The sequence below is a fragment of the Lysinibacillus sp. NPDC092081 genome (assembly GCF_044755845.1).
Taxonomy (GTDB): domain Bacteria; phylum Bacillota; class Bacilli; order Bacillales_A; family Planococcaceae; genus Lysinibacillus.
On the sequence record NZ_JBIVRU010000002.1, the window covers coordinates 158,223 to 182,355 of the forward strand.

25 protein-coding genes are annotated in these 24,133 nt (G+C 38.0%); 21 read left to right on the forward strand and 4 right to left on the reverse strand.

What is annotated here, in order from left to right:
- Nucleotides 1–372: 372 nt before the first annotated feature.
- The 9 genes from ACIQLB_RS05535 (at nt 373) to ACIQLB_RS05575 (ending at nt 9,161) form a co-directional block, all read left to right on the forward strand.
- Entirely contained in the window at nt 373–1,395 is a 1,023-nt protein-coding gene (locus ACIQLB_RS05535) for a glyceraldehyde-3-phosphate dehydrogenase (RefSeq protein ID WP_400722099.1), read from the forward strand.
- A gap of 281 nt (nt 1,396–1,676) precedes the next feature.
- Complete coding sequence (nrdR, locus tag ACIQLB_RS05540; RefSeq protein ID WP_049667519.1) at nt 1,677–2,147, forward strand: transcriptional regulator NrdR; 471 nt, start codon at nt 1,677–1,679, stop codon at nt 2,145–2,147.
- An 18-nt stretch (nt 2,148–2,165) separates the two neighbouring features.
- Nucleotides 2,166–3,548 (forward strand): replication initiation and membrane attachment family protein, encoded by a 1,383-nt coding sequence (locus tag ACIQLB_RS05545; protein WP_400722102.1) that lies wholly within the window; start codon nt 2,166–2,168, stop codon nt 3,546–3,548.
- A 2-nt stretch (nt 3,549–3,550) separates the two neighbouring features.
- Nucleotides 3,551–4,489, forward strand: a complete 939-nt coding sequence (gene dnaI, locus ACIQLB_RS05550; RefSeq protein WP_400723070.1) for a primosomal protein DnaI — start codon at nt 3,551–3,553, stop codon at nt 4,487–4,489.
- Nucleotides 4,490–5,065: 576 nt separating this feature from the next.
- Nucleotides 5,066–6,997 (forward strand): threonine--tRNA ligase, encoded by a 1,932-nt coding sequence (gene thrS / locus ACIQLB_RS05555; RefSeq protein WP_400722105.1) that lies wholly within the window; start codon nt 5,066–5,068, stop codon nt 6,995–6,997.
- Nucleotides 6,998–7,655: 658 nt separating this feature from the next.
- Nucleotides 7,656–8,159, forward strand: coding sequence for a translation initiation factor IF-3 (gene infC / locus ACIQLB_RS05560; protein WP_024363824.1), 504 nt, complete (start codon nt 7,656–7,658; stop codon nt 8,157–8,159).
- A 31-nt stretch (nt 8,160–8,190) separates the two neighbouring features.
- A complete protein-coding gene (gene rpmI, locus ACIQLB_RS05565) occupies nt 8,191–8,391 on the forward strand; it encodes a 50S ribosomal protein L35 (RefSeq protein WP_004226312.1) in 201 nt (66 codons plus the stop codon).
- Nucleotides 8,392–8,445: 54 nt separating this feature from the next.
- Nucleotides 8,446–8,805: a 50S ribosomal protein L20 gene (gene rplT / locus ACIQLB_RS05570; protein ID WP_049667524.1), complete on the forward strand. Its 360-nt coding sequence runs from the start codon at nt 8,446–8,448 to the stop codon at nt 8,803–8,805.
- A 95-nt stretch (nt 8,806–8,900) separates the two neighbouring features.
- Entirely contained in the window at nt 8,901–9,161 is a 261-nt protein-coding gene (locus ACIQLB_RS05575) for a DUF1294 domain-containing protein (RefSeq protein WP_400722115.1), read from the forward strand.
- 39 nt (nt 9,162–9,200) lie between these two features.
- Here the strand turns inward: ACIQLB_RS05575 and ACIQLB_RS05580 are convergent, their stop codons facing one another.
- On the reverse strand, nt 9,201–9,596 hold the full coding sequence (locus ACIQLB_RS05580) for a sigma-w pathway protein ysdB (protein WP_400722118.1): 396 nt from the start codon (nt 9,594–9,596) through the stop codon (nt 9,201–9,203).
- Between the two features lie 103 nt (nt 9,597–9,699).
- Here ACIQLB_RS05580 and ACIQLB_RS05585 point away from each other — a divergent pair, with 103 nt between their 5' ends.
- The 3 genes from ACIQLB_RS05585 (at nt 9,700) to ACIQLB_RS05595 (ending at nt 12,555) form a co-directional block, all read left to right on the forward strand.
- Entirely contained in the window at nt 9,700–10,185 is a 486-nt protein-coding gene (locus tag ACIQLB_RS05585; protein ID WP_400722121.1) for a dUTP diphosphatase, read from the forward strand.
- 94 nt (nt 10,186–10,279) lie between these two features.
- Complete coding sequence (locus ACIQLB_RS05590) at nt 10,280–11,368, forward strand: M42 family metallopeptidase (RefSeq protein ID WP_400722124.1); 1,089 nt, start codon at nt 10,280–10,282, stop codon at nt 11,366–11,368.
- A 572-nt stretch (nt 11,369–11,940) separates the two neighbouring features.
- Nucleotides 11,941–12,555, forward strand: a complete 615-nt coding sequence (locus ACIQLB_RS05595; protein WP_400722126.1) for a cysteine peptidase family C39 domain-containing protein — start codon at nt 11,941–11,943, stop codon at nt 12,553–12,555.
- Nucleotides 12,556–12,754: 199 nt separating this feature from the next.
- On the opposite strand, the gene ACIQLB_RS05600 is transcribed toward ACIQLB_RS05595, so the two are convergent.
- Nucleotides 12,755–13,750: a serine hydrolase domain-containing protein gene (locus ACIQLB_RS05600; RefSeq protein WP_400722129.1), complete on the reverse strand. Its 996-nt coding sequence runs from the start codon at nt 13,748–13,750 to the stop codon at nt 12,755–12,757.
- 573 nt (nt 13,751–14,323) lie between these two features.
- Here ACIQLB_RS05600 and argF point away from each other — a divergent pair.
- The 9 genes from argF (at nt 14,324) to ACIQLB_RS05645 (ending at nt 22,179) form a co-directional block, all read left to right on the forward strand.
- The gene (gene argF / locus ACIQLB_RS05605; RefSeq protein ID WP_400722132.1) at nt 14,324–15,289 is read left to right on the forward strand and encodes an ornithine carbamoyltransferase; all 966 of its coding nucleotides are present in this window, start codon (nt 14,324–14,326) and stop codon (nt 15,287–15,289) included.
- 307 nt (nt 15,290–15,596) lie between these two features.
- Nucleotides 15,597–16,496, forward strand: coding sequence for a LysR family transcriptional regulator (locus tag ACIQLB_RS05610; protein WP_400722135.1), 900 nt, complete (start codon nt 15,597–15,599; stop codon nt 16,494–16,496).
- A 185-nt stretch (nt 16,497–16,681) separates the two neighbouring features.
- Nucleotides 16,682–18,010, forward strand: coding sequence for an LLM class flavin-dependent oxidoreductase (locus tag ACIQLB_RS05615; RefSeq protein ID WP_400722139.1), 1,329 nt, complete (start codon nt 16,682–16,684; stop codon nt 18,008–18,010).
- A gap of 46 nt (nt 18,011–18,056) precedes the next feature.
- Entirely contained in the window at nt 18,057–19,064 is a 1,008-nt protein-coding gene (locus tag ACIQLB_RS05620; protein ID WP_400722142.1) for an LLM class flavin-dependent oxidoreductase, read from the forward strand.
- Nucleotides 19,065–19,077: 13 nt separating this feature from the next.
- On the forward strand, nt 19,078–19,350 hold the full coding sequence (locus ACIQLB_RS05625; protein WP_400722145.1) for a glutaredoxin family protein: 273 nt from the start codon (nt 19,078–19,080) through the stop codon (nt 19,348–19,350).
- Nucleotides 19,351–19,365: 15 nt separating this feature from the next.
- Nucleotides 19,366–20,190 carry a transporter substrate-binding domain-containing protein gene (locus tag ACIQLB_RS05630; protein ID WP_400722148.1) on the forward strand — a complete coding sequence of 275 codons (825 nt, stop codon included), beginning with the start codon at nt 19,366–19,368 and terminating at the stop codon, nt 20,188–20,190.
- 26 nt (nt 20,191–20,216) lie between these two features.
- Entirely contained in the window at nt 20,217–20,921 is a 705-nt protein-coding gene (locus ACIQLB_RS05635) for an amino acid ABC transporter permease (RefSeq protein WP_400722151.1), read from the forward strand.
- An 11-nt stretch (nt 20,922–20,932) separates the two neighbouring features.
- On the forward strand, nt 20,933–21,640 hold the full coding sequence (locus tag ACIQLB_RS05640; protein WP_400722154.1) for an amino acid ABC transporter permease: 708 nt from the start codon (nt 20,933–20,935) through the stop codon (nt 21,638–21,640).
- Nucleotides 21,641–21,666: 26 nt separating this feature from the next.
- Nucleotides 21,667–22,179, forward strand: a complete 513-nt coding sequence (locus tag ACIQLB_RS05645) for a GNAT family N-acetyltransferase (RefSeq protein ID WP_400722156.1) — start codon at nt 21,667–21,669, stop codon at nt 22,177–22,179.
- 57 nt (nt 22,180–22,236) lie between these two features.
- Here ACIQLB_RS05645 and ACIQLB_RS05650 read toward each other — a convergent pair whose 3' ends face one another.
- Nucleotides 22,237–23,616: an FAD-binding oxidoreductase gene (locus ACIQLB_RS05650; RefSeq protein WP_400722159.1), complete on the reverse strand. Its 1,380-nt coding sequence runs from the start codon at nt 23,614–23,616 to the stop codon at nt 22,237–22,239.
- Nucleotides 23,617–23,694: 78 nt separating this feature from the next.
- Nucleotides 23,695–23,904, reverse strand: a complete 210-nt coding sequence (gene sspI, locus ACIQLB_RS05655) for a small acid-soluble spore protein SspI (protein ID WP_132357157.1) — start codon at nt 23,902–23,904, stop codon at nt 23,695–23,697.
- Between the last annotated feature and the right edge of the window lie 229 nt (nt 23,905–24,133).

The following is a 24,133-nucleotide window of genomic DNA, read 5'->3' on the forward strand; positions in this document are numbered from 1 at the left end:
ACTCCCGTGGGAAAGCGAGACAGGCGAGACTCTGCACGGAGCGCAGCGAAGGAAGCGGCTCGACGCTCGCCCACAGGAAAGTGAGTAGCCTGGAACGGAGATCACCCATTAAAGAGCCACACCATTCACCGAGGTTTCCTTACCAATTTTGTTTTTTTTCAACAACATGAATGCGTAGCAAGAACACTTCGCTATGCATTTTTTTTGTGAGTTTATACCATAATAAGGACTAATTTAGGTGATTTTATTTTTCAGAAAATAAGAACTTTAATATTATGAATATATAATGTTCATCTTTTTTGAAATTGTGTTATACTATTCGCATAAAGTATATAATTAATCTGAGTATGTACTCACAGGAGGATTTTATAAATGACAGTATCAGTTGCTATTAATGGTTTCGGGCGTATCGGACGTATGGTTTTCCGCCAAGCGATCGTGCAAGAAAATTTAAATATCGTTGCAATTAACGCTAGCTATCCAGCTGAAACGTTAGCACATTTGATTAAGTATGACACAAATCACGGAACATTCGAGGGTACAGTTGAGCCAGCAGGCGATGCTTTAATTGTAAATGGTAAACGTGTTCAAATTATTAGCGAACGTGACCCATTAAAATTACCATGGGCAACAATGGGTGTGGATATCGTTATTGAAGCAACTGGTAAATTTAATGATCGTGAAAAAGCAGCAATGCACTTAGAAGCAGGCGCAAAGAAAGTGATCTTAACAGCACCTGGTAAAAACGAGGACGTAACAATTGTTTTAGGTGTAAATGATGAGAAACTTGATATCGCAAAACATGATGTTATTTCAAATGCTTCTTGTACAACAAACTGCTTAGCACCAGTTGCCAAAGTATTAAATGACACATTTGGTATTGAAAGCGGATTAATGACAACAGTTCACGCTTATACAAATGACCAAAAGAATTTAGACAATCCACATAAAGATTTACGTCGTGCACGTGGTTGCGCACAATCAATCATCCCAACATCTACAGGTGCTGCAAAAGCATTAAAATTAGTGTTACCAGAATTAGAAGGCAAAATTCATGGTATGGCACTTCGTGTTCCAACACCTAACGTATCATTAGTTGACCTAGTAGTTGATTTAAACACAGACGTAACAGTTGATGCTATCAACGCTGCATTTGTGAAGGCTGCTACTGAAGGTCCAATGAAAGGTATCTTAAACTTCTCAGTTGAGCCTCTAGTATCTTCTGATTACAATACAACAACTTACTCTTCTACAGTAGATGGACTTTCTACAATGGTAATGGGTAACCGCAAAGTGAAAGTACTTGCTTGGTACGACAATGAGTGGGGTTATTCTGCACGTGTTGTAGATCTTGTGAAAAAAGTGGCAAAAGCTTTAGAAACAGTTAATGCATAATTGCGTCCGGAATCGGCTTTGATCTTAGGCTAACATCCTATAAGAACTCCTTCCGATTCTGTGACACCCGCTGAAAGAAGTTAGACGGAGCACATTGAAATCCAAGTGATTTCAATGTGCTTTTTTTATTTAGATAGCTAGTTTAAATGTAGAAACTATACTTGTACTTTAGCCTTGCAAGGTTTATCATGAGCACACTAGCGTCAATGCGCTTTTCTTATACATAGGAAATTTGTTATAATAGAGATATTAAATTGTTGTGAAATCAGGAGAGTAATTATATGAGATGTCCATCTTGCCAATTTAACGGAACGCGTGTTGTGGATTCGAGGCCAGTTGATGATAATAAAGAAATTCGTAGACGTCGTGAATGTGAGTCATGTGGCTTCCGCTTTACAACGTTTGAAAAAATTGAAGAGACACCTTTAGTTGTAGTGAAAAAAGAAGGTTCACGAGAAGAATTTAGCCGTGAAAAGGTACTTCGTGGACTTATTCGTGCTTGCGAAAAACGACCTGTTTCTCTTGAAGTACTTGAGGGACTAGTAATGTCTATTGAAAAAGATCTTCGCCGCATAGGGAATTCTGAAGTCCGATCCGAGGATGTAGGAGAAATGGTAATGGATCGCTTAGCAAAAATCGATGAGGTTGCTTATGTACGCTTTGCCTCGGTTTATCGTCAGTTTAAAGATATCAATGTCTTTATTGAAGAGATTAAAGAAATTATCCAACGTCAGACAGAACAGAAATTATAGGGAAAACAGAGAGGGTGAATGACGTTGATCCATTTGTATAAGGAATTGCAGCCAGCTGATTCTTTTGACATTCGTCTACCTCATGCACTTTCTACGCAGGAACGTCAATTAGTAACGCTTTTTTATCAGCCTTTAATTGGAGCGGAACCAATCAGCCTTTATTTAACACTATGGGCAGAAGCTGAGCAAATGCCAAGTCAGCAAATGACACATTATTATTTAATGAATGTGCTAGGGCTTCCTATTGGCAAAGTATTTGAGGCACGTATTGCGCTTGAAGCAATTGGTCTGTTACACACATGGAAAAAAGAAAATGATGGCCAGCGAAGCTTTTTATATGAGCTGATACGTCCACTTGATGCAGATAGCTTTATGAAAGACCCACTGCTCTCGATGTTTTTATTTAGTAAAATAGGGGAGCAAGCTTATCGGAAGTTACGTCAGCGTTTTATTTCATCTGCAAGAGATGCAGAATTTAAAGATGTATCGCGTGCCTTTATAGATGTTTTTAAGCCTGTAAGTACAAACATTCCAGATGATTTACAAGCTGATACTAGTAGCAAAGATAAACAGCAAAAGATGTATCCGTTTTATTTTGACCAGTTTGACTTTGAGCTACTGCAAGCGGGCTTATCGGAGCAACTAGTGCCGGCAAGTCTACTAACATTTGAGGTACGTGAATCAATAGCAAAATTAGCGTTTTTATATCGCTTAACTGCACTTGATATGCAAAAAGTAGTGATTCTTGCATTAGATGATGACTTAGGTATTTCACTGGAACGTTTACGTAAAGCCGCTGCGGATTTTTATAAGCTAACGGTTTCAAAAGAACCACCAAAACTTGCAAGAGTGAGTAAGCCGTCAACCATAGAGGAATCAGGCCAGAAAACAAAGGATCAGGAGCTTCAGCAATATTTAGAGACGACTCCACCAGTGCAAGTATTGCGAGATATCAATAATGGCAAAGAACCTTTACAGACCTCCGTGCAGCTTGCTGAGAGTTTGATTGTCCAGCATGGAATGCCAGTAGGCGTTGTTAATGCTCTTTTGGAATATGTAATGCTAACAACTGATATGAAGCTACCTAAAAAATATGTGGAAACGATTGCGGATCATTGGGTACGTAAAAATATTCAAACAGCAAAAGAAGCCATGGAGCTAGCGCGCCAAGAGCATGATAAGTACACTACGTGGAAAAATAAACCCCAGACTTCGACGAAAAAGAACTCGTACACAAAAAATCGCCGAGAGGAAAAAGTGCCAGATTGGTTTTATAAGCGTAATGAAAAATCAGAGGAAGTAGTAAAAGATACAACGAATACTGACACTACTGATTTTGAAAAGGAAAGACAAAAGATCCTAGAAAAATTAGGTAATATTCAAAATAAGGTAGGTGAATGACAATCGAACCGATTAATGGACCATTAAAAAGAGCAATTACTGTACCATCATTTCAAGAACGTTACGAAGCGATGCGTCGAGAAATATTGGAAAACCCTCGTGTGCAAGAGTTTTTAGCTGAGCATATGGATGAGTTAAGCTACGATGCAGTTGAACGTAATTTACCGAAGCTCCATGAATTTATTAGCCAATCTACAGTCTGCTGTGGCTGTGACAATACAGAAAGTTGTACAAATTACTTAAAAGGTTTTTTACCTACTTTACGTGTAGTAAGGAGTACTGTTGAAATTGATTATGTACGATGCGAGCAAAAGATACGTGAAGATGAGCGCCGAGATGTTGCTAATATGATTGCCAGTATGCATATGCCAAAAGATGTGCTACAAGCTACAATAAGTGATTTATTTATTGATGATCATACACGTATTGACATTGCAAACCGTGCGACTGATTTTGTTCAAAATGTATTAGATACAGGGAATTTGCCTGCTAAGGGCTTTTATTTATATGGTCAATTTGGCGTGGGGAAATCTTTTGTGCTAGGCGCACTAGCTAATGAACTTGCGAAGGCGAAAGTAAAGTCAGTTGTAGTTTTCGTGCCTGAATTTTTACGAGAAATGAAAAATGCAATTGGCGACAACACATTGAATGAAAAAATAGACTATGTGAAAAAGGCACCAGTGCTAATGCTTGATGATTTAGGAGCCGAAACAATGACTGCTTGGACGCGAGATGAAATTTTGGGGACTATTTTCCATTACCGCATGGCAGAGCAATTGCCAACATTCATTACATCTAATTTTAATTACGATGAGTTGGAGCATCATTTAGCGCAGTCACAAAAAGGTGACATAGAAGTCGTAAAGGCTGGACGTGTTATGGAACGTATCAAAGCCTTGACAGAGCCGATTAAAATGAGTGGGAAAAATAGACGTATGTAAGATTGGCAGTTGCATTTTATGACAATCGAGCGTATACTGTCACATATAATAATTAACTTCTTTCAGCAGGCTGTGCAAACACCCGCTGAAAGAAGTTAATGCCTTCGGCGGATGTCACGGAATCGGCTTTGTGCTTGCATAAAGCCGATTCCAGACGCAATTATGCCGAGGCATAATTGATCCAAAAATGCATTGATGAGGACATGAATTTTGTGTAACGGCTTTTAGAGAGGGAAGTCATTGGCTGTAAGCTTCCTAGTTTGAGCACACTATTTACTACCTGCTGAGCAGCGAAAGGGATAATCTTTCGCCGGTCCCTAGCCCGTTAGCTAGCCTTGAGCTTCGTCTGACTATAAAAAGTCGGAAGGAAGAAGGGTGGAACCACGAGCATACGCTTCGTCCCTTTCGTAGGGACGGAGCTTTTTTTATGTTCATTCAGTGGAAATTAGTGGTGAAATGAATACGGATGTAGTTCCTTTTCAGTGGGTGTCCAAACACCTATTGAATGAGGATAAATTCCGAGGATTCTTGAACTTCAATCATGCATCACAACATAACTATAAGGAGTGCAAAAAAATGTCAGATATGATTAAATTAACTTTCCCAGATGGCGCTGTAAAGGAATTTGCAAAAGGTACATCTACTGATGACGTAGCATTATCAATTAGCCCAGGACTTCGTAAAAAAGCATATGCCGGTAAAGTAAACGGTGTCTTAGTCGATTTAAAAACACCAATTGAAGAGGACGCAACAATCTCGATTATTACACAAGATGATGAGGAAGCACTGGAAATCTTACGTCACTCTACTGCACACTTAACAGCACAAGCAATTAAACGTTTATTCCCAGAAGTTAAACTTGGTATTGGTCCAGTTATTGAAGGTGGCTTCTACTACGATATTGATGCACCGACGCCAATCACTGCTGAAGACCTACCAGCAATCGAAAAAGAAATGAAAAAAATTATTGCTGAAAACCTAGAGATCGAGCGCAAAAATGTTAGCCGTGCAGATGCACAAGCGATCTATGAAAAAATTGGCGATGAGTACAAATTAGAATTACTTGAAGCGATTCCGGCTGATGAGCAAGTTTCTATTTACTATCAAGGTGAATTCTTCGACCTTTGCCGAGGTATTCACGCACCATCGACTGGCAAACTACGTGAGTTCAAACTTCTTTCATTAGCAGGTGCTTACTGGAGAGGTAACTCAGATAACAAAATGCTACAACGTATTTATGGTACAGCATTCTTTAAAAAAGAAGAATTAAAACATCACCTACAAATGCTTGAAGAAGCAAAAGAACGTGATCACCGTAAAATCGGTAAGGAATTAGAATTATTTACAACTTCTCAAAAAGTTGGTCAAGGCTTACCGCTATGGTTACCAAACGGTGCAACAATCCGTCGTGTCATTGAGCGCTATATTGTAGATAAAGAATTATCTCTTGGTTATAAACATGTTTATACACCAGTACTTGGTTCTAAAGAGCTTTACCAAACTTCTGGTCACTGGGATCACTACCAAGATTCTATTTTCCCACCAATGGAAATGGACAATGAAACATTAATTATGCGTCCGATGAACTGTCCTCACCATATGATGGTGTACAAAAACAGCATGCATTCTTATCGTAACCTACCATTACGTATTGCGGAGCTTGGTACAATGCACCGTTACGAAATGTCAGGCGCTGTTTCAGGTTTGCAACGCGTACGTGGGATGACTTTAAATGATGCACATATCTTCGTTCGTCCAGATCAAATTAAAGTGGAATTCCAAAAAGTAGTACAGTTGATTTTAGAAGTATACAAAGACTTCGATTTAAAAGATTACTCATTCCGTTTATCTTACCGTGACCCAGCAGATACTGAGAAATACTTTGACGACGATGCAATGTGGGAAAAAGCACAAAGTATGTTAAAAGAGGCAATGGATGAGCTTGGCTTAGATTACTTCGAAGCTGAAGGTGAAGCTGCATTCTACGGTCCTAAACTTGACGTACAAGTGAAAACTGCCATTGGTAAAGAAGAAACTTTATCAACAGTTCAACTTGACTTCTTATTACCAGAACGCTTTGACTTAACTTACGTTGGAGAAGATGGTAAACCACATCGTCCAGTTGTTATTCACCGTGGTGTTGTATCAACAATGGAACGTTTCGTTGCTTTCTTAATCGAAGAGTACAAAGGTGCATTCCCAACATGGTTAGCACCAGTACAAGTTGAAGTCATTCCAGTTTCAAACGAAGCACACTTTGATTATGCAAAACAAATTGAAGAGCAATTAACTGCAGCGGGCTTACGTGTTGAAATGGATGACCGTGAAGAAAAACTAGGCTACAAAATCCGTGAAGCACAAATGAAAAAAATCCCGTATATGCTTGTTATCGGAGACAAAGAAGTAGAGGCTGGTGGCGTAAATGTACGTCGTTACGGCTCAAAAGATTCAGAAACAATTAGCTTCCAAGACTTCTTAGCCAACATTAAAGCAGAAATTACAAAATAATTTTAACTTCTTTCAGTGGGTGTCCAAAAATCCGCTGAAAGAAATTAAAGCCTATTTTAATAAAACAATATATTGATTTCATCACCAGATGTTGGGGTGACACTTGTGTTTAAACGAATGCCATATATAAGTTGATTGGAGTGGAGGCTGGGTGACTCCTTGGGGATTAGCGATAGAGGAACGAAGGCTAAAACCATCACGTCCTGTGATAACGCCTTCGTGACCAACTTCGTATTTGCCCGACGCCCCCAGGAAAGCGCCTAGCCGGAACGGAAATCAACCCCACGTTATGATGAAAACCATTATAATAATATAGATTAAGAATTTTTAGGTTACTTTATTAATAATAAACCCAAAAAACATTTGACAGCTTATAACGCACATGCTATTATAGTTAAGGTTAATGAATACAAAGTTTGTGGTTGAAGTAGAGGCTGCCCGCTTCTCACCTGATACAACGCTCTTAGGCTGTGAACAGGTATTACACGTTGAATTGTTTTGCGCAGACTTGCGCATGCACATATAGCGGGCGGACATCTTAGTGTCCGTCCTTTTTTTATGGACATGACAAGAGGATGTACCGTTCAACCGGGCAAGGCTTTGCCCAAACCATGTATTCGCGACAACTACTTGGAGGTGGATTACTATTAGCAAAGACATGTATGTAAACGAAGGCATTCGCGCACGTGAACTTCGATTAATCGATCACAATGGTGACCAGCTTGGTGTAAAGACACGTAACGAAGCGCTAGAAATCGCCACTCGTGTAAACTTGGATCTTGTCCTTGTGGCCCCTCAAGCCAAGCCGCCAGTCGCTCGTATCATGGACTATGGTAAATTTAAGTTTGAACAGCAAAAGAAAGACCGTGAAATTCGTAAAAATCAAAAGGTCATCGTAATGAAAGAGGTTCGTCTGAGCCCAACAATCGATGAGCATGATTTCCAAACGAAGCTACGTAATGCGATTAAATTCCTTGAAAAAGGCGATAAAGTAAAATGTAGCCTACGTTTCAAAGGTCGTGCGATTACACACAAAGACATTGGTCAACGTGTATTAGATCGTTTTGCTGAAGCTTGTGCTGAAGTATCGACGGTTGAACAAAAACCGAAGATGGAAGGCCGAAGCATGTTCTTAGTTCTTCAACCGAAGAACGAGAAATAATATTAGACGAACAGTTTAGGAGGAATTCGACATGCCAAAAATGAAAACTCACCGTGGAGCTGCGAAACGTTTCAAAAAAACGGGTTCAGGTAAATTAAAATATGACCGTGCTTATGGAAGCCACTTATTCGCAAACAAATCTACGAAACAAAAACGTCACCTACGTAAAGCAAATATCGTTTCATCTGGTGACTTCAAGCGTATCAAATCTTTACTTGTTTACATGAAATAATTGACTAAAAAATACTAACATTCATTTTTAAATGAAAAGCAGGAGGTAATTCATATGCCACGCGTAAAAGGCGGAACAGTGACGCGCAAACGTCGTAAAAAAGTATTGAAATTAGCTAAAGGTTACTATGGTTCAAAACATACATTATACAAAGTTGCTAACCAAGCAGTGATGAAGTCAGGTCAATATGCATACCGTGACCGTCGTCAGAAAAAACGTGATTTCCGTAAATTATGGATCACTCGTATCAACGCAGCTGCTCGCATGAACGGCCTTTCATACAGCCGCTTAATGCACGGTTTAAAAGTTGCTGGTATCGAAGTTAACCGTAAAATGTTAGCTGACCTAGCTGTAACTGATGCAGCAGCATTCACTCAATTAGCTGAATCTGCTAAAAAAGCAGTAGCTAAGTAATTAGTGATATAATGCTTTCACAAGACTGATGGATTTATCCGTCAGTCTTTTTTGTGTTAGAGTAGTAGTAAATAAAAAATAAAAAGGAGTATTCAATGGGTCAAGCATTATTAGCTTATATGGCGATTGTTTCTATAGTCCTGCTCATTATGATGGGCGTGGATAAATCAAAAGCAAAAAAGCATGAATGGCGTATTGCAGAACGCACATTATTTACATTAGCAATCGCTGGGGGAGCAGTAGGTGGCGTGCTAGGAATGTATTTATTCCGTCATAAGACACGCCATAATAGCTTTGCATTTGGCTTCCCACTGCTAGCAGCTATTCAATTTTTTATCCTAGTACAATTATTGTGATAAATCGCAGGAATAGTTCCGATAAATAAAAACACATCCTCATGATGAGGATGTGTTGTGCATAAGCTTTTCAATGGGTTGCTTCCAATTTATTTTTGCGCTCGGATAGTTCAATAGGATTTCTTGCTGTAGGTATTCAAAGTCTCTTTTCGTAAAACCTTGCAGTGTAGCGGCGTCTCGGGCGCCAACAAAAATCGTCACAACCTCGAAGGCATCTTCAGTAGTGCCGAGGTATTTTTCACCTTCGAAAAGAGCACCCTTATAAGAAATAAAGAAATTTTTTCGGACATTTTTGACGTCATCATAAAAAAAGTAATGGCCTTTTTCATAGGCTTCATCAAGTTTTCGCTTAGGATCGGTTATATAACGAATCGCTTTATAAAATACATAGATAATAAGCGCAATAACAGCAAGACGAATAAGTAACGGCAACATTTTTAATTTCCCCCTTGAAGAAAGGTTATTCCTTCCTATACGATTGTAGAGGGCAATTAGTTTCACTTTTTATAAATATTTTTAAGAAATTTAGGAGAAAAAAATGAATTTACAACAATTGTTTAAAATGCAAAAAGAGCTTGATGATTTCATCGAGAAAACACAAAATATTGAACGTGATGTATTTAAAGAAAAAGGTTTAGCCTTAATGGTGGAGCTAGCTGAACTAGCAAATGAGACACGTTGCTTTAAGTTTTGGAGCACAAAGGGAGCCTCAGAGCGAGATGTGATTTTAGAGGAATATGTAGATTCTATTCATTTTATATTATCGCTTGGCCTATTAAAAGGTTATACAGCGATAGAAAAATGGCCCGTGATTGAAGAGAAGAGAGATTTAACAGAGACATTTTTAATGACACAAGACTATATTTTAAGCTTTATTAGTCAACCAACAGAGGATAGATATTTAGCGATCTGGAAATGCTATGGATTACTTGCGTTTAATCTATGCTTTTCGTTTGAGGACGTTGTTGCGGCATATATTGAGAAAAATGAAGAAAATTATAATCGCCAACGTTCAGGATATTAAAGTAAGAAATACACCAATTTTCTGACGATTAAGCTAGGAATATTTCGGTAAACGAAGTATAATAGAGGAGATACAAGAGTCAGGAGGCAGAAGTATGACACAACTAGATCCAACATTACAAATGTTTAAAGATTTAACAGATGCGAATGGTATTGCAGGTAATGAACGTGCACCACGCGAGGTCATGAAAAAATACATTGGACCATATGCAGACTTAGTTGAAACAGATAATTTAGGTAGCGTCATTGCTAAAAAAGTTGGCGATGAAAATGGTCCAAAAATTATGGTTGCAGGTCATTTAGATGAAGTAGGCTTCATGGTTACTCAAATCGATGACAAAGGATTCATCAAATTCCAAACTGTAGGCGGCTGGTGGAGCCAAGTTATGCTTGCACAGCGTGTCACAATTACAACACGTAAAGGCGAAGAAATTATTGGGGTTATTGGTTCAAAGCCACCTCACATTTTACCAGCAGATGTGCGTAACAAAGTAGTAGACATTAAAGATATGTTTATCGATGTTGGTGCGGCTTCAAAAGATGAAGTGCTTAAATGGGGCGTACGCCCTGGCGATATGGTAACACCATATTTCGAATTTAATGTGATGAAAAACGAAAAATACTTATTAGCAAAAGCATGGGATAACCGAATTGGTTGTGCAATTGCCATTGATGTTATGAAAGCATTGCAAAATGAAAAGCATCCTAACATTCTTTATTCTGTAGGGAATGTCCAAGAGGAAGTAGGGCTTCGTGGTGCGAAAACTGCTACGCATAAGATCCAACCAGATATTGGCTTTGCTGTCGATGTAGGTGTAGCAGGAGACACACCAGGGGTAACTGCAAAAGAATCAACTAGTAAAATGGGCGCTGGTCCACAAATTGTTGTTTACGATGCATCAATGGTGTCACACCGAGGCTTACGTGAATTCGTATTAGATGTGGCTGATGACCACAATATTCCATATCAATTCGAGGCAATGGCTGGTGGCGGTACAGACGCTGGTTCTATCCACGTAACTGCAAATGGTATACCTGCTCTATCCATCGGCATTGCAACACGCTATATCCACTCACATGCAGGTATTTTACATCGTGATGATTATGATAATGCTGTAAAATTAATGGTGGAAGTTATTAAAAAATTAGATCGTGATGCAGTCAATAAAATTATTTTTGACTAATACTGCTAAAATTGAAATACTATAGTTTTGCCTTCTAACAAAAATGTTAGGAGGCTTTTTTCGTTGGTTAGGCCAAAGAAATGTATAAATGTTGACGTTGATACGAAGATTTTGGCGATTCAAGCTCAAAAGGAAGAGGAAGAATTCACCCAAACAGCTTAGAAGAAAGATACTTTTAATGCTGTTCTCAATGGCTTCTTCTGTAATTCGAATGTAGCCCTCTATGAAATATCTTTATCTATTCACACAGTTTAGATGATGATAAATTTCCCCTTATGTACTGCCTCGATATGGCTCACTATTTAATTTGAGTATTGTATATGAATTTTCCCATGAACTTCTGTGCTTTATAGTTGAATAAACTTCTAAGACATTTAGCCCTTATCGTCTCGACTGTTGTAACGGTCAATTACTTTTGTTACTGATTCCCAACTCCCACACACCAATATTTGTGAATATGTTACACTAGACATAATAACTGATTATTCAGTTATTCAAACAACGAGGTAGGTTAGTGAAAGAAGGACTTAGAATAATGTTGCGATATGGACGCAAAGCAATGGGGGAGTAGTGTGTTTATAGTTAGAACAGCTATTTTATGGATTATTATATCAACTATTATTAATGCATATTTAATGACATTACCCATACCTGTTTTACGAAAAAGAGATTATCCGGCTAACTATCTAATTAACCGAAATAATAGGATAGATATACAGAACAAAAGGGAATGTGCAGCATTTTCAACAGCATATGTGTTGCGTCATTTTGGAATGGAGGCCGATGGTGATGAGTTATATACTAATTTCCCTAGTAAAATGTGGTCAGGCAATGTATATCCAAAGGGAATCCGTACGGTGTTAAGAAAAAAGGGATTTAAAACAAGCTATTATAAAGGAAATATAAATACATTAAAGTACGAAGTTAGTAAAGGAACTCCCGTAATTGTTTTTATTAAAGTACATAAAGATCGTAATAATTTGCATTTTGTCCCTGTCGTAGGATATGACGAGGAGTATGTCTACCTTTCAGAATCATTAAGGCAACGGGTGAATTGTAATGATGATAACAATAGCTATAATCGAAAAGTTCCTATTAATGAATTTAGGAAATTGTGGAATGTAAAAAATATTAATATGCTTCTTTATAGCAATACTTACATAACCGTAGACGCCACACAGAGCTAATATTAATGACGAAGAATTTTATTTGGATACACAGTTAAAAGATACTAAAAATTGATGTGGTCTTATTTTAATAATATGGAATTTTCGTTGAAGATATTTTTACTCTAACAGCCCTCAAACTTAAATGTTTGGGGGCTGTTTTTTTATGTCGATAAATTTAAAAAGTTAGGCGATAAATTCACGTAATCATATAAATTGTTTATTTAACCTGTAAAAGCTGCAATATATCCTTGCCAATTTGACTAGGGTTTGCCGCAAATATAGGCGATCGATAATTAGAGAGAACAACAACGCCTGTTTGTTGTGTTTTATCAAACCCTAAATAGCTAGAGAAAGCTTTCGTCGAACCGTTATGCCAAATGATATTGTGATCGAGTTGCCATCCTAGACCAATACCTATATTTTCTGAAAAGGTTTCAGTAGCTTGATGTGTTAATGTATAACCTAAATTTTCATCACTTAAATGTACTTTCATAAATTTTAAAAGGTCATTGACAGTTGAACGGATTGCCCCAGCTGCCATAAAGACATTCATTTGGAGCGGTGGCTTTTTATGTCCAAGGATCGTGTATCCTTGCAATACTGTCTCCGCTTTATCAGAAGGGATAGAGATAAATGTATTTGGCATATTTAAAGGATCTGTTAATCGTTGTTTGATCGCTGTTTCATAATCAGTATGCAGTGTATTGGCTAAAATATATCCTAAAAGCCCCATTCCTACGTTAGAATATCTAAATTTAACTTTTGGCTCGTCGGTGTGCGTTTTAAAATAATGTATAGTCTCGTTCAGTGAATATTGACAAAAAGTATCACGAGGTGTTTGCGCGTCAAAAACATTGTAAATGTTCTTCAGCACACCTATTCCTGGTAATCCAGAAGTATGATTTGCTAAACGTTTGAGTGTGACGGGATGATTGTCTAGAATTGCGGAAAAATATTTGCCAATGGAATCTTCTACATGGACTTTTCCTTCCTGAATCATTTCCCCTAAAATGGATGTAGTCAAAACTTTAGAAATTGATCCAACTTCATATATATAAGGCTTTTCTTCCAGCTTAAAACCCGAGCCACTGAAAATAAAAGTAGCTTCTTGGCCTTGATAAATGATACCAATGGATAAGGCAACATTTGGACGAGTTTTTATATAGGGATAAGCAATTTTAAATATGTCCTTCTTTAAATCATGTAAATCCACAATAGTTCCTCCATTAAGAACACTTATTTTTTCCTGCTCCTTTGAAATAATAAAATGTAATTTCAAAAGTATGTACTTTAATTGTAACAAATCTAGCTTTGTATAATTTTTATAAATAATAGCAAGCTCAATTTCCTCCTGCTTTTGAAAATAAATATGTCCTCGTTCATCTAGCTATATAATAACCTCTCTACGATCCTTTTTATTCATTGTTCTTTTTCTTGCTCCAGCCAATTTACTAATTGGCTTACAGTGCCTGCGGATGTATCCATTAACTTTGTTAATAAGTTTGAACGGACCATTCGTCTGAAGAGGACTTAAAAGATGCACCAATTCCTTATCCGTATATTTTACCACCTAAATACCGAATATATATTAATTATTACCAATAGTGCAATTCTCTTAAATATGCGATTGAAGATGAAATATGCATAAATATTCTATTATCCGCATTTTAGACACATTTAAAGATAAAATTCTAATTTTTTAAAATAAACATAAAAATTCAGTTGATTTTATAATTATGCATTTGCTATACTAAGTCCAACAGCAACGAAACAAGGAGAGAAGGCTATGAAATTACTTGAGGAAGTACAGTTAAAGTTAGTGTCTAGCTTAAAAGGTAAGGACCTATTAACCTTGCTAGACTATACGAGTCAAGAGGTTCAACAGTTAGTTGAATTAGCGACACAGCTGAAAATGATTACTAAAGAAGGGAAATGTCCGAAGCTACTAGAAGGTAAGACACTCGGCATGATTTTTGAAAAACATTCAACTCGTACTCGTATTTCATTTGAAGTAGGTATGAATCAATTGGGTGGCAAAGGTATGTTTATGCATGCGCGTGATTTACAGATTGGTCGCGGTGAATCGATTTATGATACAGCACATGTGTTATCAGGCTATCTAGATGGTATTATGATTCGTGCGAACTCGCATGCAATGGTGAAGGAGCTTGCAGAGCATGCATCTATACCGGTTATCAATGGACTAACGGATATTTATCATCCATGCCAAGCTTTAGCGGATTTAGAAACGATCGCTGAAAATAAAGGTAAATTAAAAGGACTAAAAATTGCATATGTTGGAGATGGCAACAACGTGGCGCACTCATTAGTAGTCGCTTCTGCGCATGTAGGAATGAACGTGGCAGTGGCAACGCCAGTTGGCTATGAATGTGATGCAGATGTTATCGCAAAAGCACAGGCTACCGCAGCAGCAAATGGTAGTACTATTATAATTACAAACGATCCTATAGATGCGGTTATAAACGCGGATGTAGTGTACGCTGATGTATGGACGTCGATGGGGCAAGAAGAGGAGGCTGCAAAACGACTAGAAGACTTTGCAGATTATCAAATTAATGATGAACTTGTCGCATACGCAAAACCGAATTATATGTTCCTGCACTGTTTACCAGCTCATCGTGAAGAAGAAGTAGCGTCATCTGTTATTGATGGCCCAAATTCCTACATCTTTGAGCAAGCAGAAAATAGACTTCATGCACAAAAAGCAGTGCTAGCATCAATTCTGGCTTAATGCAATAAATAAACAGACGCCAAGCATTATCAGATTGAGAAATACTATAGAGATAGAGTTCATATTGGTAACAGGGGGTGTCAATGTGAATAGCATAACAGTGGTTGCAGACAGAGGGATGTAAGCCGCGCGTGATGTATGTTATCAAGATGGATGACCACATCGCTACATAATAAAGTAACCTGGGAGACGCTAGGTTACTTTTTTTCTTGTTGAAAATAAAATTCCTAGTTTTCCAATCTTTTATAGAGAATTAAAACGATTATCTATATAATAGGATAAATAAGTAATTTGAGGAGGGCTTCACATGAATATTGACCATATCGAAGCATTTTTATATGTAGTGCATTATAAAAGTATTCATAAGGCCGCAAATGCATTGTTTTTATCTCAACCGACTGTAACGGCGCGTATTAAATCATTGGAGCGAGAGTTAAATGTAGAGTTATTTCATCGAGATGGGCGAAGTGTAATATTATCGGATAAAGGCAAGGACTTTGTACCGTTTGCGACACAGATTGTGCAAACCTTCGAACGGGGAAAGAAACAATTAGAGGAAACGAAGGAGTCTGATGAGGTGTGCATTGGTACAAATGGGGTCACAGCACAGTATTTTTTAGCTTACGCATTGCCTAAATGGAAGAAGGATTTTCCTCATTTGCGCTTTCAGATTGTCACAGGTTCAACAGCAGTGATTTTAGAGAAATTGCAAAGTCATCAAATCCATCTTGGTCTTGTTCAATACGTGCATAAGGAAGGAATTTGCAACGAGCTATTATTAAGTAATGCTGTTAAACTTGTGATGCATCGTGAGCACCCATTTATACAACAAAATCTAATGAAAGCAAAGGAACTGGCACAACAGAAAATGGTGTTTTTTGAATGTGGGGCTTTTGATTGGAATTATGTGCATAAAATGTTTGAGGTAGAGGGCGTATCAGCAAATATTGAAGTGCGAACGGATCATTTAGAGGTAGCGAAAGAATTTATTCGTACGAGAGAATATATGAGCTTCTTACCACATCTCTGTGTAAAAAAGGAGCTTGAAAGTGGGGAATTTGTTGAGATTGATGTGAAGCATTTACTGGATATGAATCAACACATTTTTTTAACGTATAAAAATAAAGAGACGCTGGCACCAGCTTTTTTGAAAACAATATACGATACAGCTGTGGAATTCGAAAGCATTCAAGAAAATTCGAATTGATAAAATATTTTATAAGACAGTAAATTTTTTCTATTATGTAGCCTATTGCAAATTGGATAAATGAACGGTATTATCTTCCTCAATCCCATTTTATTTATGAAAAACCATAAATAAAATATTTTTTTAATCGTAAAACATACTTAACCACTATGTTTAGTAAAAATAAAGTTTGAGGAGGAAATAATATGGTGAGACAGGACAAAATTCGATTTGGGGCTATTATTCATGGTGTAGGTGGCAATATTTCAGGTTGGCGACATCCTAAGGTGGCTAGCAATCAAAGTGTAAGCTTGCCGTTTTATATTCAACAGGCACAAAAGGCTGAGCAGGGGAAATTTGATGTTGCTTTTATTGCAGATGGTTTATTCATCAATGAAAAATCTATTCCTCATTTTTTAAATCGTTTCGAGCCAATAACAATCTTATCGGCGCTAGCAGTAGCAACTAAAAACATCGGGTTAGTAGGTACTGTATCAACCTCCTATAGCGAACCATTTACAGTTGCACGTCAATTTGCCTCTTTGGATCATATTAGCGGGGGGCGTGCAGGGTGGAATGTCGTAACGACACCATTAGAAAGTACTGCCTTAAACTACAATAAAACTATTGAGCAGCATCCTAGTCACGCTGAGCGCTATCAAATTGCTGAGGAATATTTAGAAGTAGCAAAGGGCTTGTGGGACTCCTGGGAAGATGATGCTTTCATTGCAGATGTAGAAAATGATGTGTTTTTCGATTCAGATAAGCTGCACACATTAAATCATAAGGGCAACTACTTTTCAGTACAAGGTCCGCTAAATATTGCACGCTCTAAGCAGGGGCAGCCCGTTATTTTCCAAGCGGGTTCTTCAGATGCAGGTATTCGATTAGCAGCAAAGGATGCAGACGCAATTTTTACGCACGGTGCGTCGTTAGAAGAGTCACAGAAATTTTATAAAAGGGTAAAAACTGAGGTTGCGGCGTTTGGACGCAATCCAGATGAAGTTAAAATTTTTCCAGGAATCTCTCCGATAATTGGCGATACGCTTGAAGAAGCAGAAGCAAAGTATCAGGAAATTGTTGAGCTTGTTTCGATAGAACGTGCACTTGCTTATCTTGGAAGATATTTCGATCATCATGATTTTTCACAATATGATGTAGATGCACCGTTCCCAGAGCTTGGTGATATTGGAGCAAACAGCTTTAGAAGTACGACTGATTATATTAAAAAATATGCCAAACAAGAAGGGCTAACATTGCGACAAGTAGCGTTACGTGAGGCAACCCCAAAAACAGCATTCTTTGGTACAGCAGAGCATGTTGCTGACCTCGTGCAGGAATGGTTTGAGCAAGAGGCGGCTGATGGCTTTATTATAGGCGTTACTGTACCTGGAGCACTGGATGATTTTGTAGACAAGGTTGTGCCGATTTTACAAGCAAGAGGGTTATACCGTGAAGAATATGAGGCTGACACATTACGTGGTAACTTAGGTTTACCATTTAAAGAAAGCCGTTATGTCAAACAGTCTGTCTAAAAACCTAGTAAATGTATACGAATAAATGTATTTAAGGAGGCAATGTATGAGCTATTCATTAGGTATTTTAGATCAAAGTCCTATTATTGAGGACGCAACAAATGAGCAGACCTTACAAAAAACAGTGGCTCTAGCACAAAAAGCAGAGCAATTGGGCTACTCACGTTTTTGGGTGTCAGAGCACCATAATACAGATACATTAGCGGGGTCATCTCCAGAGGTATTAGTATCTTATCTCCTTGCTAAAACAAAGTCTATCAATATTGGGTCGGGTGGAGTGATGCTACAGCACTACAGCCCATACAAAGTAGCAGAAAATTTTCATGTTCTCGCATCGTTGGAGCCAGGGCGCGTTGATTTAGGCATAGGGAAAGCACCGGGCGGTTTACCTCTATCTACGAAGGCATTGCAATTTGGCACGCTCAATAAAGGCGAAGATTTTGAGGAAAGATTAACATTTTTACAGCAATTAATTGAGCAAACAGTACCAGCAGAGCACGAGTTATATGGAGTACAGGCAACACCGATTCCAAAGGTAAAGCCAGCATTATTTTTACTTGGGGCAAGTCCTCAAAGTGCCGCTCTTGCAGGCTCACTAGGCATTGCGTTCGTCTTTGCTCGATTTATTAATAGTGATAATGATGTGTTAGCACAAGCAGCTACAGCTTATCGCACGCATCATCCAAACGGGCATTTTGCCGTTTCCATCGCAACCCTTGCAGCTCCTACAAAAGAAGAGGCGAAAGAGTTAATTGGTGATCAAAAAATTACGAAGGTGCATTTAGCAAGTGGCAGAAGCCTTACATTACAATCAGTAGAACTTGCAGAGAAATTTGGTCAGGAATCTGGAGAGTCATTTACGGTGATGCAATATGATGCAGATATTTTATATGGTACTCCGGAAGATATTAAAACGATACTAGATGACTATCATGTGCGCTATCAAATTGATGAGTTTATCTTGCATACACCTGTATTGAAAGAATTTGAACGGGAAAGATCATTTGAGCTATTAAGTCCAGTCTATTTACAGCAAAAGGAAGCGGTAAGCTAAGGAGGAAATGAATATGGCAAAAAATATAGATGTAATTGTTTGGTCAAAGCAAGGCTGTAGTTATTGTGATGAAGTGAAAACATATTTACAACAACAAGGCATTTCTTACAAAACAGTGGATGTAACGCATAATGATGCATTCCGTGACATCCTTGAAACAAAATATGGTATCCGTTATGTTCCGGTTGTCGAAATTGGATCAAATGGTGTTTTTAATGCAGTAACAGAAATTGGGCTGGAACATTTAAAAGCAGGGCTTGCTGTTGATATACCGTCGCATGCATAAGAAGAGAGGGATTCTATGAAAAAATTATCATGTTATTTACTATTGTTGCTAGTTTTACTTTTAACAGCTTGTACAAGTTCTGAAAAATCTGAAGGGGATACTAGTGAAAATAATGCAGCACAAGGTGGAAAGGGAGTTCAAAAAATTATTGTCGGTACAGGAACCCAATTTCCAAATATCTGCTTCATTGATGACAAGGGGAATTTAACAGGTTATGATGTGGAGCTTGTGCGCGCTATTGATGAGAAGCTACCAGAATATGAGTTTGAATTTAAAACAATGGAATTTTCAAATTTATTACTAAGTTTAGAGACAAGAAAGATTGACTTTATTGCCCATCAAATGGAAGTTAATAGTGAACGAGAGGAAAAATTCCTCTTTAATAAAGAGCCTTATAATGTATTCCCATTAAAAGTAACAGTCAATGAAAAAAACAATTCTATTCAATCCATTGATGATTTGAAGGGGAAAAACGTTAGTGTTTCACCAACGAGTAACTCTGCTGTCTTTCTAGAGAAATATAATAAGGAGCATAATTTAGGCGCTAATATTGTCTATTCGTCCGGCTCGGTCGATGTTCACAATCAACTTGCGACTGGTCGAATCGATGCAATCATTACAACACCATTTGCAGTGAAGTACTATAACGAAAGCAATAAAGCGCAGGAGAAGGTTGTAGGAGATGCTTTATTGAATTCAAAAGTTTACTTCTTATTAAACAAAGACGAGGTAGTCTTACAGGAGCGACTTGATGATGCAATTCGAGAGTTAAAAGCAGAAGGCGTCATTAGTAAGCTAAGTAAGAAATGGCTAGGTGACGATTATTCGGTAGACTTCTAAACGAAATAGGAGAGGGAGAAGGAAGTATGGCTAATGACTTTGACTTCACACTAATTGCAAAAGTACTTCCAATATTGCTTCAGTATTTACCAGTAACACTCGAAATTTTAGTATTTGCCACTTTTTTTGGCATGCTGCTTGGTATAGTGATCGCCATTCCAAAGCTGTTACACATACCAGTTCTGAAGCAAATCATAACGATTTATATTTCGTTTATTCGAGGTACGCCGATTTTAGTGCAATTGTTTTTAGTGTTTTATGGTATACCAGCATTATTAAAGCTTGTGCATATTGATGTAACAAGAATGGATGCTATGTATTTTGTGATTATTACTTATACTTTGAGCAATGCTGCATCGTTCGCTGAGATTTTTAGAGCGGCTATTTTAACAGTTGATCGTGGACAAATGGAGGCAGCTTATTCAGTTGGATTCAGTGGAATACAGGCCTTTCTACGGATTGTTCTCCCTCAGGCGATTCGTGTTGCCTTTCCAAATATGACAAATACAATGATTAGTTCATTAAAGGATACCTCTTTAGCATTTTCAATTGGTGTCATGGATATGGTGGGACGTGGAGAAACTCTTATCGCTTCAACGACAAGGGCGCTGGAGATATATTTGGCGCTATCCATCGTTTATTATGTCATTGTTATGCTACTAGAAAAGGGTTTAAAGCGAAATGAACGGTATCTTAATCGATATATGCCAAAGGAAGCTGCATCTAGCTAGGGGGAAATGCTATGACAATAGATTTTGCTTTTATTTTTGAAGCTTTAATAGAAATTAGTAAAGTATTGCCGTTAACTTTATTCTTGACAGTTACGCCTGTCGTATTGGGCATTTTAATCGGCATAATAGTTGCTTTTGTTCGGATACAACAAACAAAAATTCTCGCACCATTGTTGAATTTTTACGTATCTTTTTTTAGAGGCACACCAATCATTATGCACATTATGCTTGTTTATTTTGGCATACCAATTGTGGTAGATGTCATTGCAAAAGCTTTAAAGATAGAGTATCAATCAAGCTCTATCCCTATTTTATTTTTTGTTATTTTGGCTTTGACGCTAAGTGCAGGAGCTTACGCCTCCGAAATAATTCGGTCCGGAATTTTAAGTGTACCTAAGGGACAGCTAGAGGCAGCTTATGCAGTCGGTTTAACATTTTCACAGGCGATGCGACGCTATATTCTACCCCAAGCATTTAGTAAATCCATACCTAACTTCACAAATGTCTTTATCGGTTTCTTACATGCGACGTCACTAGCTTTTTTCCTTTCGGTTAAAGAGTTGACAGGAGTTGCGAATATTATTGCCTCTATTAATTTAAAGTTTTTGGAGGCATTTATCGCTGTTGGGCTAATTTATTGGGGTGTTTCAGCTATCGTTGAATGGTTGGCACATCGTATTGAAAAAAGAGTAACTGCCTATAGTAAGGGCGGCATTTAAATAGAGTCTAGAAAGGGGATTGAACGATGACAGTAGCTGAAATAGTGATTGAACATTTGAAAGAGGAAGACTATGCACGATATTTAGAGGTTCTAGTAGAAAGTTATGCACAATATGAAAAAGAATATGATAACCCAGAGGACTGGGCTTCATACTTAAGTGATATTCGGGCATCTGTTGGTAATACTAATGCAGAAACAATTTTAGTGGCAAAGCGTGACGATGAGATTTTAGGGGGACTGCAATTATTTACAGATTCTGAAAAAGCGTATGGTTTGCCAGAGCTTAACATAAAGTCTACCATTGTGCGCTTACTTGGCGTACATCCTAAAGGAAGAGGGCTAGGTGTTGCTAAAAAATTATTGCATGAAAGCTTTACTTTTGCACGTAATCGTCAGGATCAAGCATTATATTTGCACTCAGGCGATATTATGCAGGCTGCTATTAATCTTTACTTATCGCTAGGCTTCGAACGAGACGAATCAAAGGAATTTTATAAAGGACAGAAGCTAGTAAAAAGCTTCCGCTATGAACTGTAAAAAATGAACCCGTTGATTTTGACATCAACGGGTTTTATGTTTGAAAGAATAATGAATTTACATGCTGAAAATTTTTCCAGGATTCATAATATTTTGTGGATCAAGTGCTGCCTTTATGCTCTTCATCACTAATAGAGATGTTCCGTGCTCTGTAGACTGATATTTCATTTTTCCAATACCAACACCATGTTCACCAGTACAAGTGCCACCACGCAGTAAAGCAAAGTGCACAATATGTTCATTGAAGCGATTGGCTTTTGCTTGCTCCTCGGCATCGTTTGGATCTAACATTAACAAGGCATGAAAGTTACCGTCTCCAACATGACCTACTATCCCACCTGCTAGACCAATATCCTCAAGTTGTTCACGAGCATATAAAACGGATTCAGCAAGCATAGATATCGGTACACAAACATCAGTCGACATAAGCTTTTTCCCTGGATAAGCATGGATATATGCATAGGCCAATGAATGGCGCGCCTCCCAGAGCTTATTCCGTGCTGCATTGTCTTGTTCAAATTCAACCGTAAGACAGCCAAAGTCCTCAAAAATTTCTCTAGAAAATTCTATATCGGCATGCATACCTGCTTTATTTCCGTGAAATTCTAAAAATAGTGTTGGTTTTTCATCATAGGATGTTTCATTATAAATATTTGCTTGTTTGATAGAGGCTTCATCGACCAGTTCAACACGGCCAATTGAAATGCCCGCTTGCAACAATGCGGTTACTGCACCGACAGCATCGCCAACTGTCGCAAAAACTGCACGTCCCGCCGTTACAAATTCGGGTATACCATAGACTTGTAAAGTCAATTCTGTAAAGCAACCTAGCGTACCCTCAGAGCCAATGAAAAGGCCATTCAAGTGATAACCAGAAGAAGATTTTGCTGCTAAGCTACCGGTATGAATGACTGAACCGTCTGCGAGTACAACCTCTAAATCTCTTACTTGATCGCGCATAACACCATAGCGCACTGCTGTTGTCCCGCTGGCATTAGTTGCTGCCATTCCACCAAGAGTAGCATCAGCACCAGGGTCAACTGTGAATTGAAGTCCATGTTTTTTTAACTCTTTATTCAATTGGGTACGTGTTACACCTGGTTGTACTTTCACAAGCAGGTCATCTGGTCGAATTTCTAAAATAGCATTCATTTCAGAGAAATCGATAGAAATGCCATTTGCAATGGGAATTGCATTTCCTTCCAAGCTTGAGCCAACACCAAAAGGTACGACTGGTACACGTTCCGCATGTGCAATTTTCAAGATGGCACTGACGTCGGCCGTGGAACGAGGAAAGACAACGATATCTGGTAAGCTGATTGTATGATGAGATTCGTCCCTTCCATGTAGCTGTCGCACCGTTTCGTTTGTTGACACCTGTTCTTCAGATAAAACCTTTTTTAGTTGATTTATTATTAATTCTACAGCAACAGTCATTCCAATCCCTCCTAATTTTCTGATAAGTTAAACTTTATCATGCATTTATTGGAAATGGAATGAACTGTCTATAAAAAATTAGTGAGCAAAGGCTTTTTCAAGTTTTTGAACAAATGCATCCTGCTCAGTAGGACTAGATTGCTGCCACCATTTTTCGAAAAACACACCAAGCCCTGGAAGTAAATGCTCTTCACCACGGCTAATTGCATCTTCGACAATATCCTTAAATTCGGCCGCTGATTGACCATGTACGTTTGTCGTAATCGCATCTCTTATTTGAAAATTCATCTATTTCGCCTCCTTAGTAGTAATTTGTCCAACCTTTTAAGAAATATGTATAGAATTACAGTTAAAAGATATGATTTTTGAAATATCATATTGTTGTTATGTATAAATATTAAAAAGGACTTATAAAAACTTTCTCATCCTATTGACAAAAGGGCTGTTCGACATCCTCGTTGCATAATAACTAAGATAGAGGCACCTAGGAATAATGGATTGTGCACAGTCGATAGGA

Coding starts and splice junctions, on each gene's coding strand:
- ACIQLB_RS05535 (WP_400722099.1), top strand. CDS start 373: ATGACAGTATCAGTTGCTATTAATGGTTTCGGGCGTATCGGACGTATG.
- nrdR (WP_049667519.1), top strand. CDS start 1,677: ATGAGATGTCCATCTTGCCAATTTAACGGAACGCGTGTTGTGGATTCG.
- ACIQLB_RS05545 (WP_400722102.1), top strand. CDS start 2,166: ATGACGTTGATCCATTTGTATAAGGAATTGCAGCCAGCTGATTCTTTT.
- thrS (WP_400722105.1), top strand. CDS start 5,066: ATGTCAGATATGATTAAATTAACTTTCCCAGATGGCGCTGTAAAGGAA.
- infC (WP_024363824.1), top strand. CDS start 7,656: ATGTATGTAAACGAAGGCATTCGCGCACGTGAACTTCGATTAATCGAT.
- rpmI (WP_004226312.1), top strand. CDS start 8,191: ATGCCAAAAATGAAAACTCACCGTGGAGCTGCGAAACGTTTCAAAAAA.
- rplT (WP_049667524.1), top strand. CDS start 8,446: ATGCCACGCGTAAAAGGCGGAACAGTGACGCGCAAACGTCGTAAAAAA.
- ACIQLB_RS05575 (WP_400722115.1), top strand. CDS start 8,901: ATGGGTCAAGCATTATTAGCTTATATGGCGATTGTTTCTATAGTCCTG.
- ACIQLB_RS05580 (WP_400722118.1), bottom strand. CDS start 9,596: ATGTTGCCGTTACTTATTCGTCTTGCTGTTATTGCGCTTATTATCTAT.
- ACIQLB_RS05585 (WP_400722121.1), top strand. CDS start 9,700: ATGAATTTACAACAATTGTTTAAAATGCAAAAAGAGCTTGATGATTTC.
- ACIQLB_RS05590 (WP_400722124.1), top strand. CDS start 10,280: ATGACACAACTAGATCCAACATTACAAATGTTTAAAGATTTAACAGAT.
- argF (WP_400722132.1), top strand. CDS start 14,324: ATGAAATTACTTGAGGAAGTACAGTTAAAGTTAGTGTCTAGCTTAAAA.
- ACIQLB_RS05610 (WP_400722135.1), top strand. CDS start 15,597: ATGAATATTGACCATATCGAAGCATTTTTATATGTAGTGCATTATAAA.
- ACIQLB_RS05615 (WP_400722139.1), top strand. CDS start 16,682: ATGGTGAGACAGGACAAAATTCGATTTGGGGCTATTATTCATGGTGTA.
- ACIQLB_RS05620 (WP_400722142.1), top strand. CDS start 18,057: ATGAGCTATTCATTAGGTATTTTAGATCAAAGTCCTATTATTGAGGAC.
- ACIQLB_RS05625 (WP_400722145.1), top strand. CDS start 19,078: ATGGCAAAAAATATAGATGTAATTGTTTGGTCAAAGCAAGGCTGTAGT.
- ACIQLB_RS05630 (WP_400722148.1), top strand. CDS start 19,366: ATGAAAAAATTATCATGTTATTTACTATTGTTGCTAGTTTTACTTTTA.
- ACIQLB_RS05635 (WP_400722151.1), top strand. CDS start 20,217: ATGGCTAATGACTTTGACTTCACACTAATTGCAAAAGTACTTCCAATA.
- ACIQLB_RS05640 (WP_400722154.1), top strand. CDS start 20,933: ATGACAATAGATTTTGCTTTTATTTTTGAAGCTTTAATAGAAATTAGT.
- ACIQLB_RS05645 (WP_400722156.1), top strand. CDS start 21,667: ATGACAGTAGCTGAAATAGTGATTGAACATTTGAAAGAGGAAGACTAT.
- ACIQLB_RS05650 (WP_400722159.1), bottom strand. CDS start 23,616: ATGACTGTTGCTGTAGAATTAATAATAAATCAACTAAAAAAGGTTTTA.
- sspI (WP_132357157.1), bottom strand. CDS start 23,904: ATGAATTTTCAAATAAGAGATGCGATTACGACAAACGTACATGGTCAA.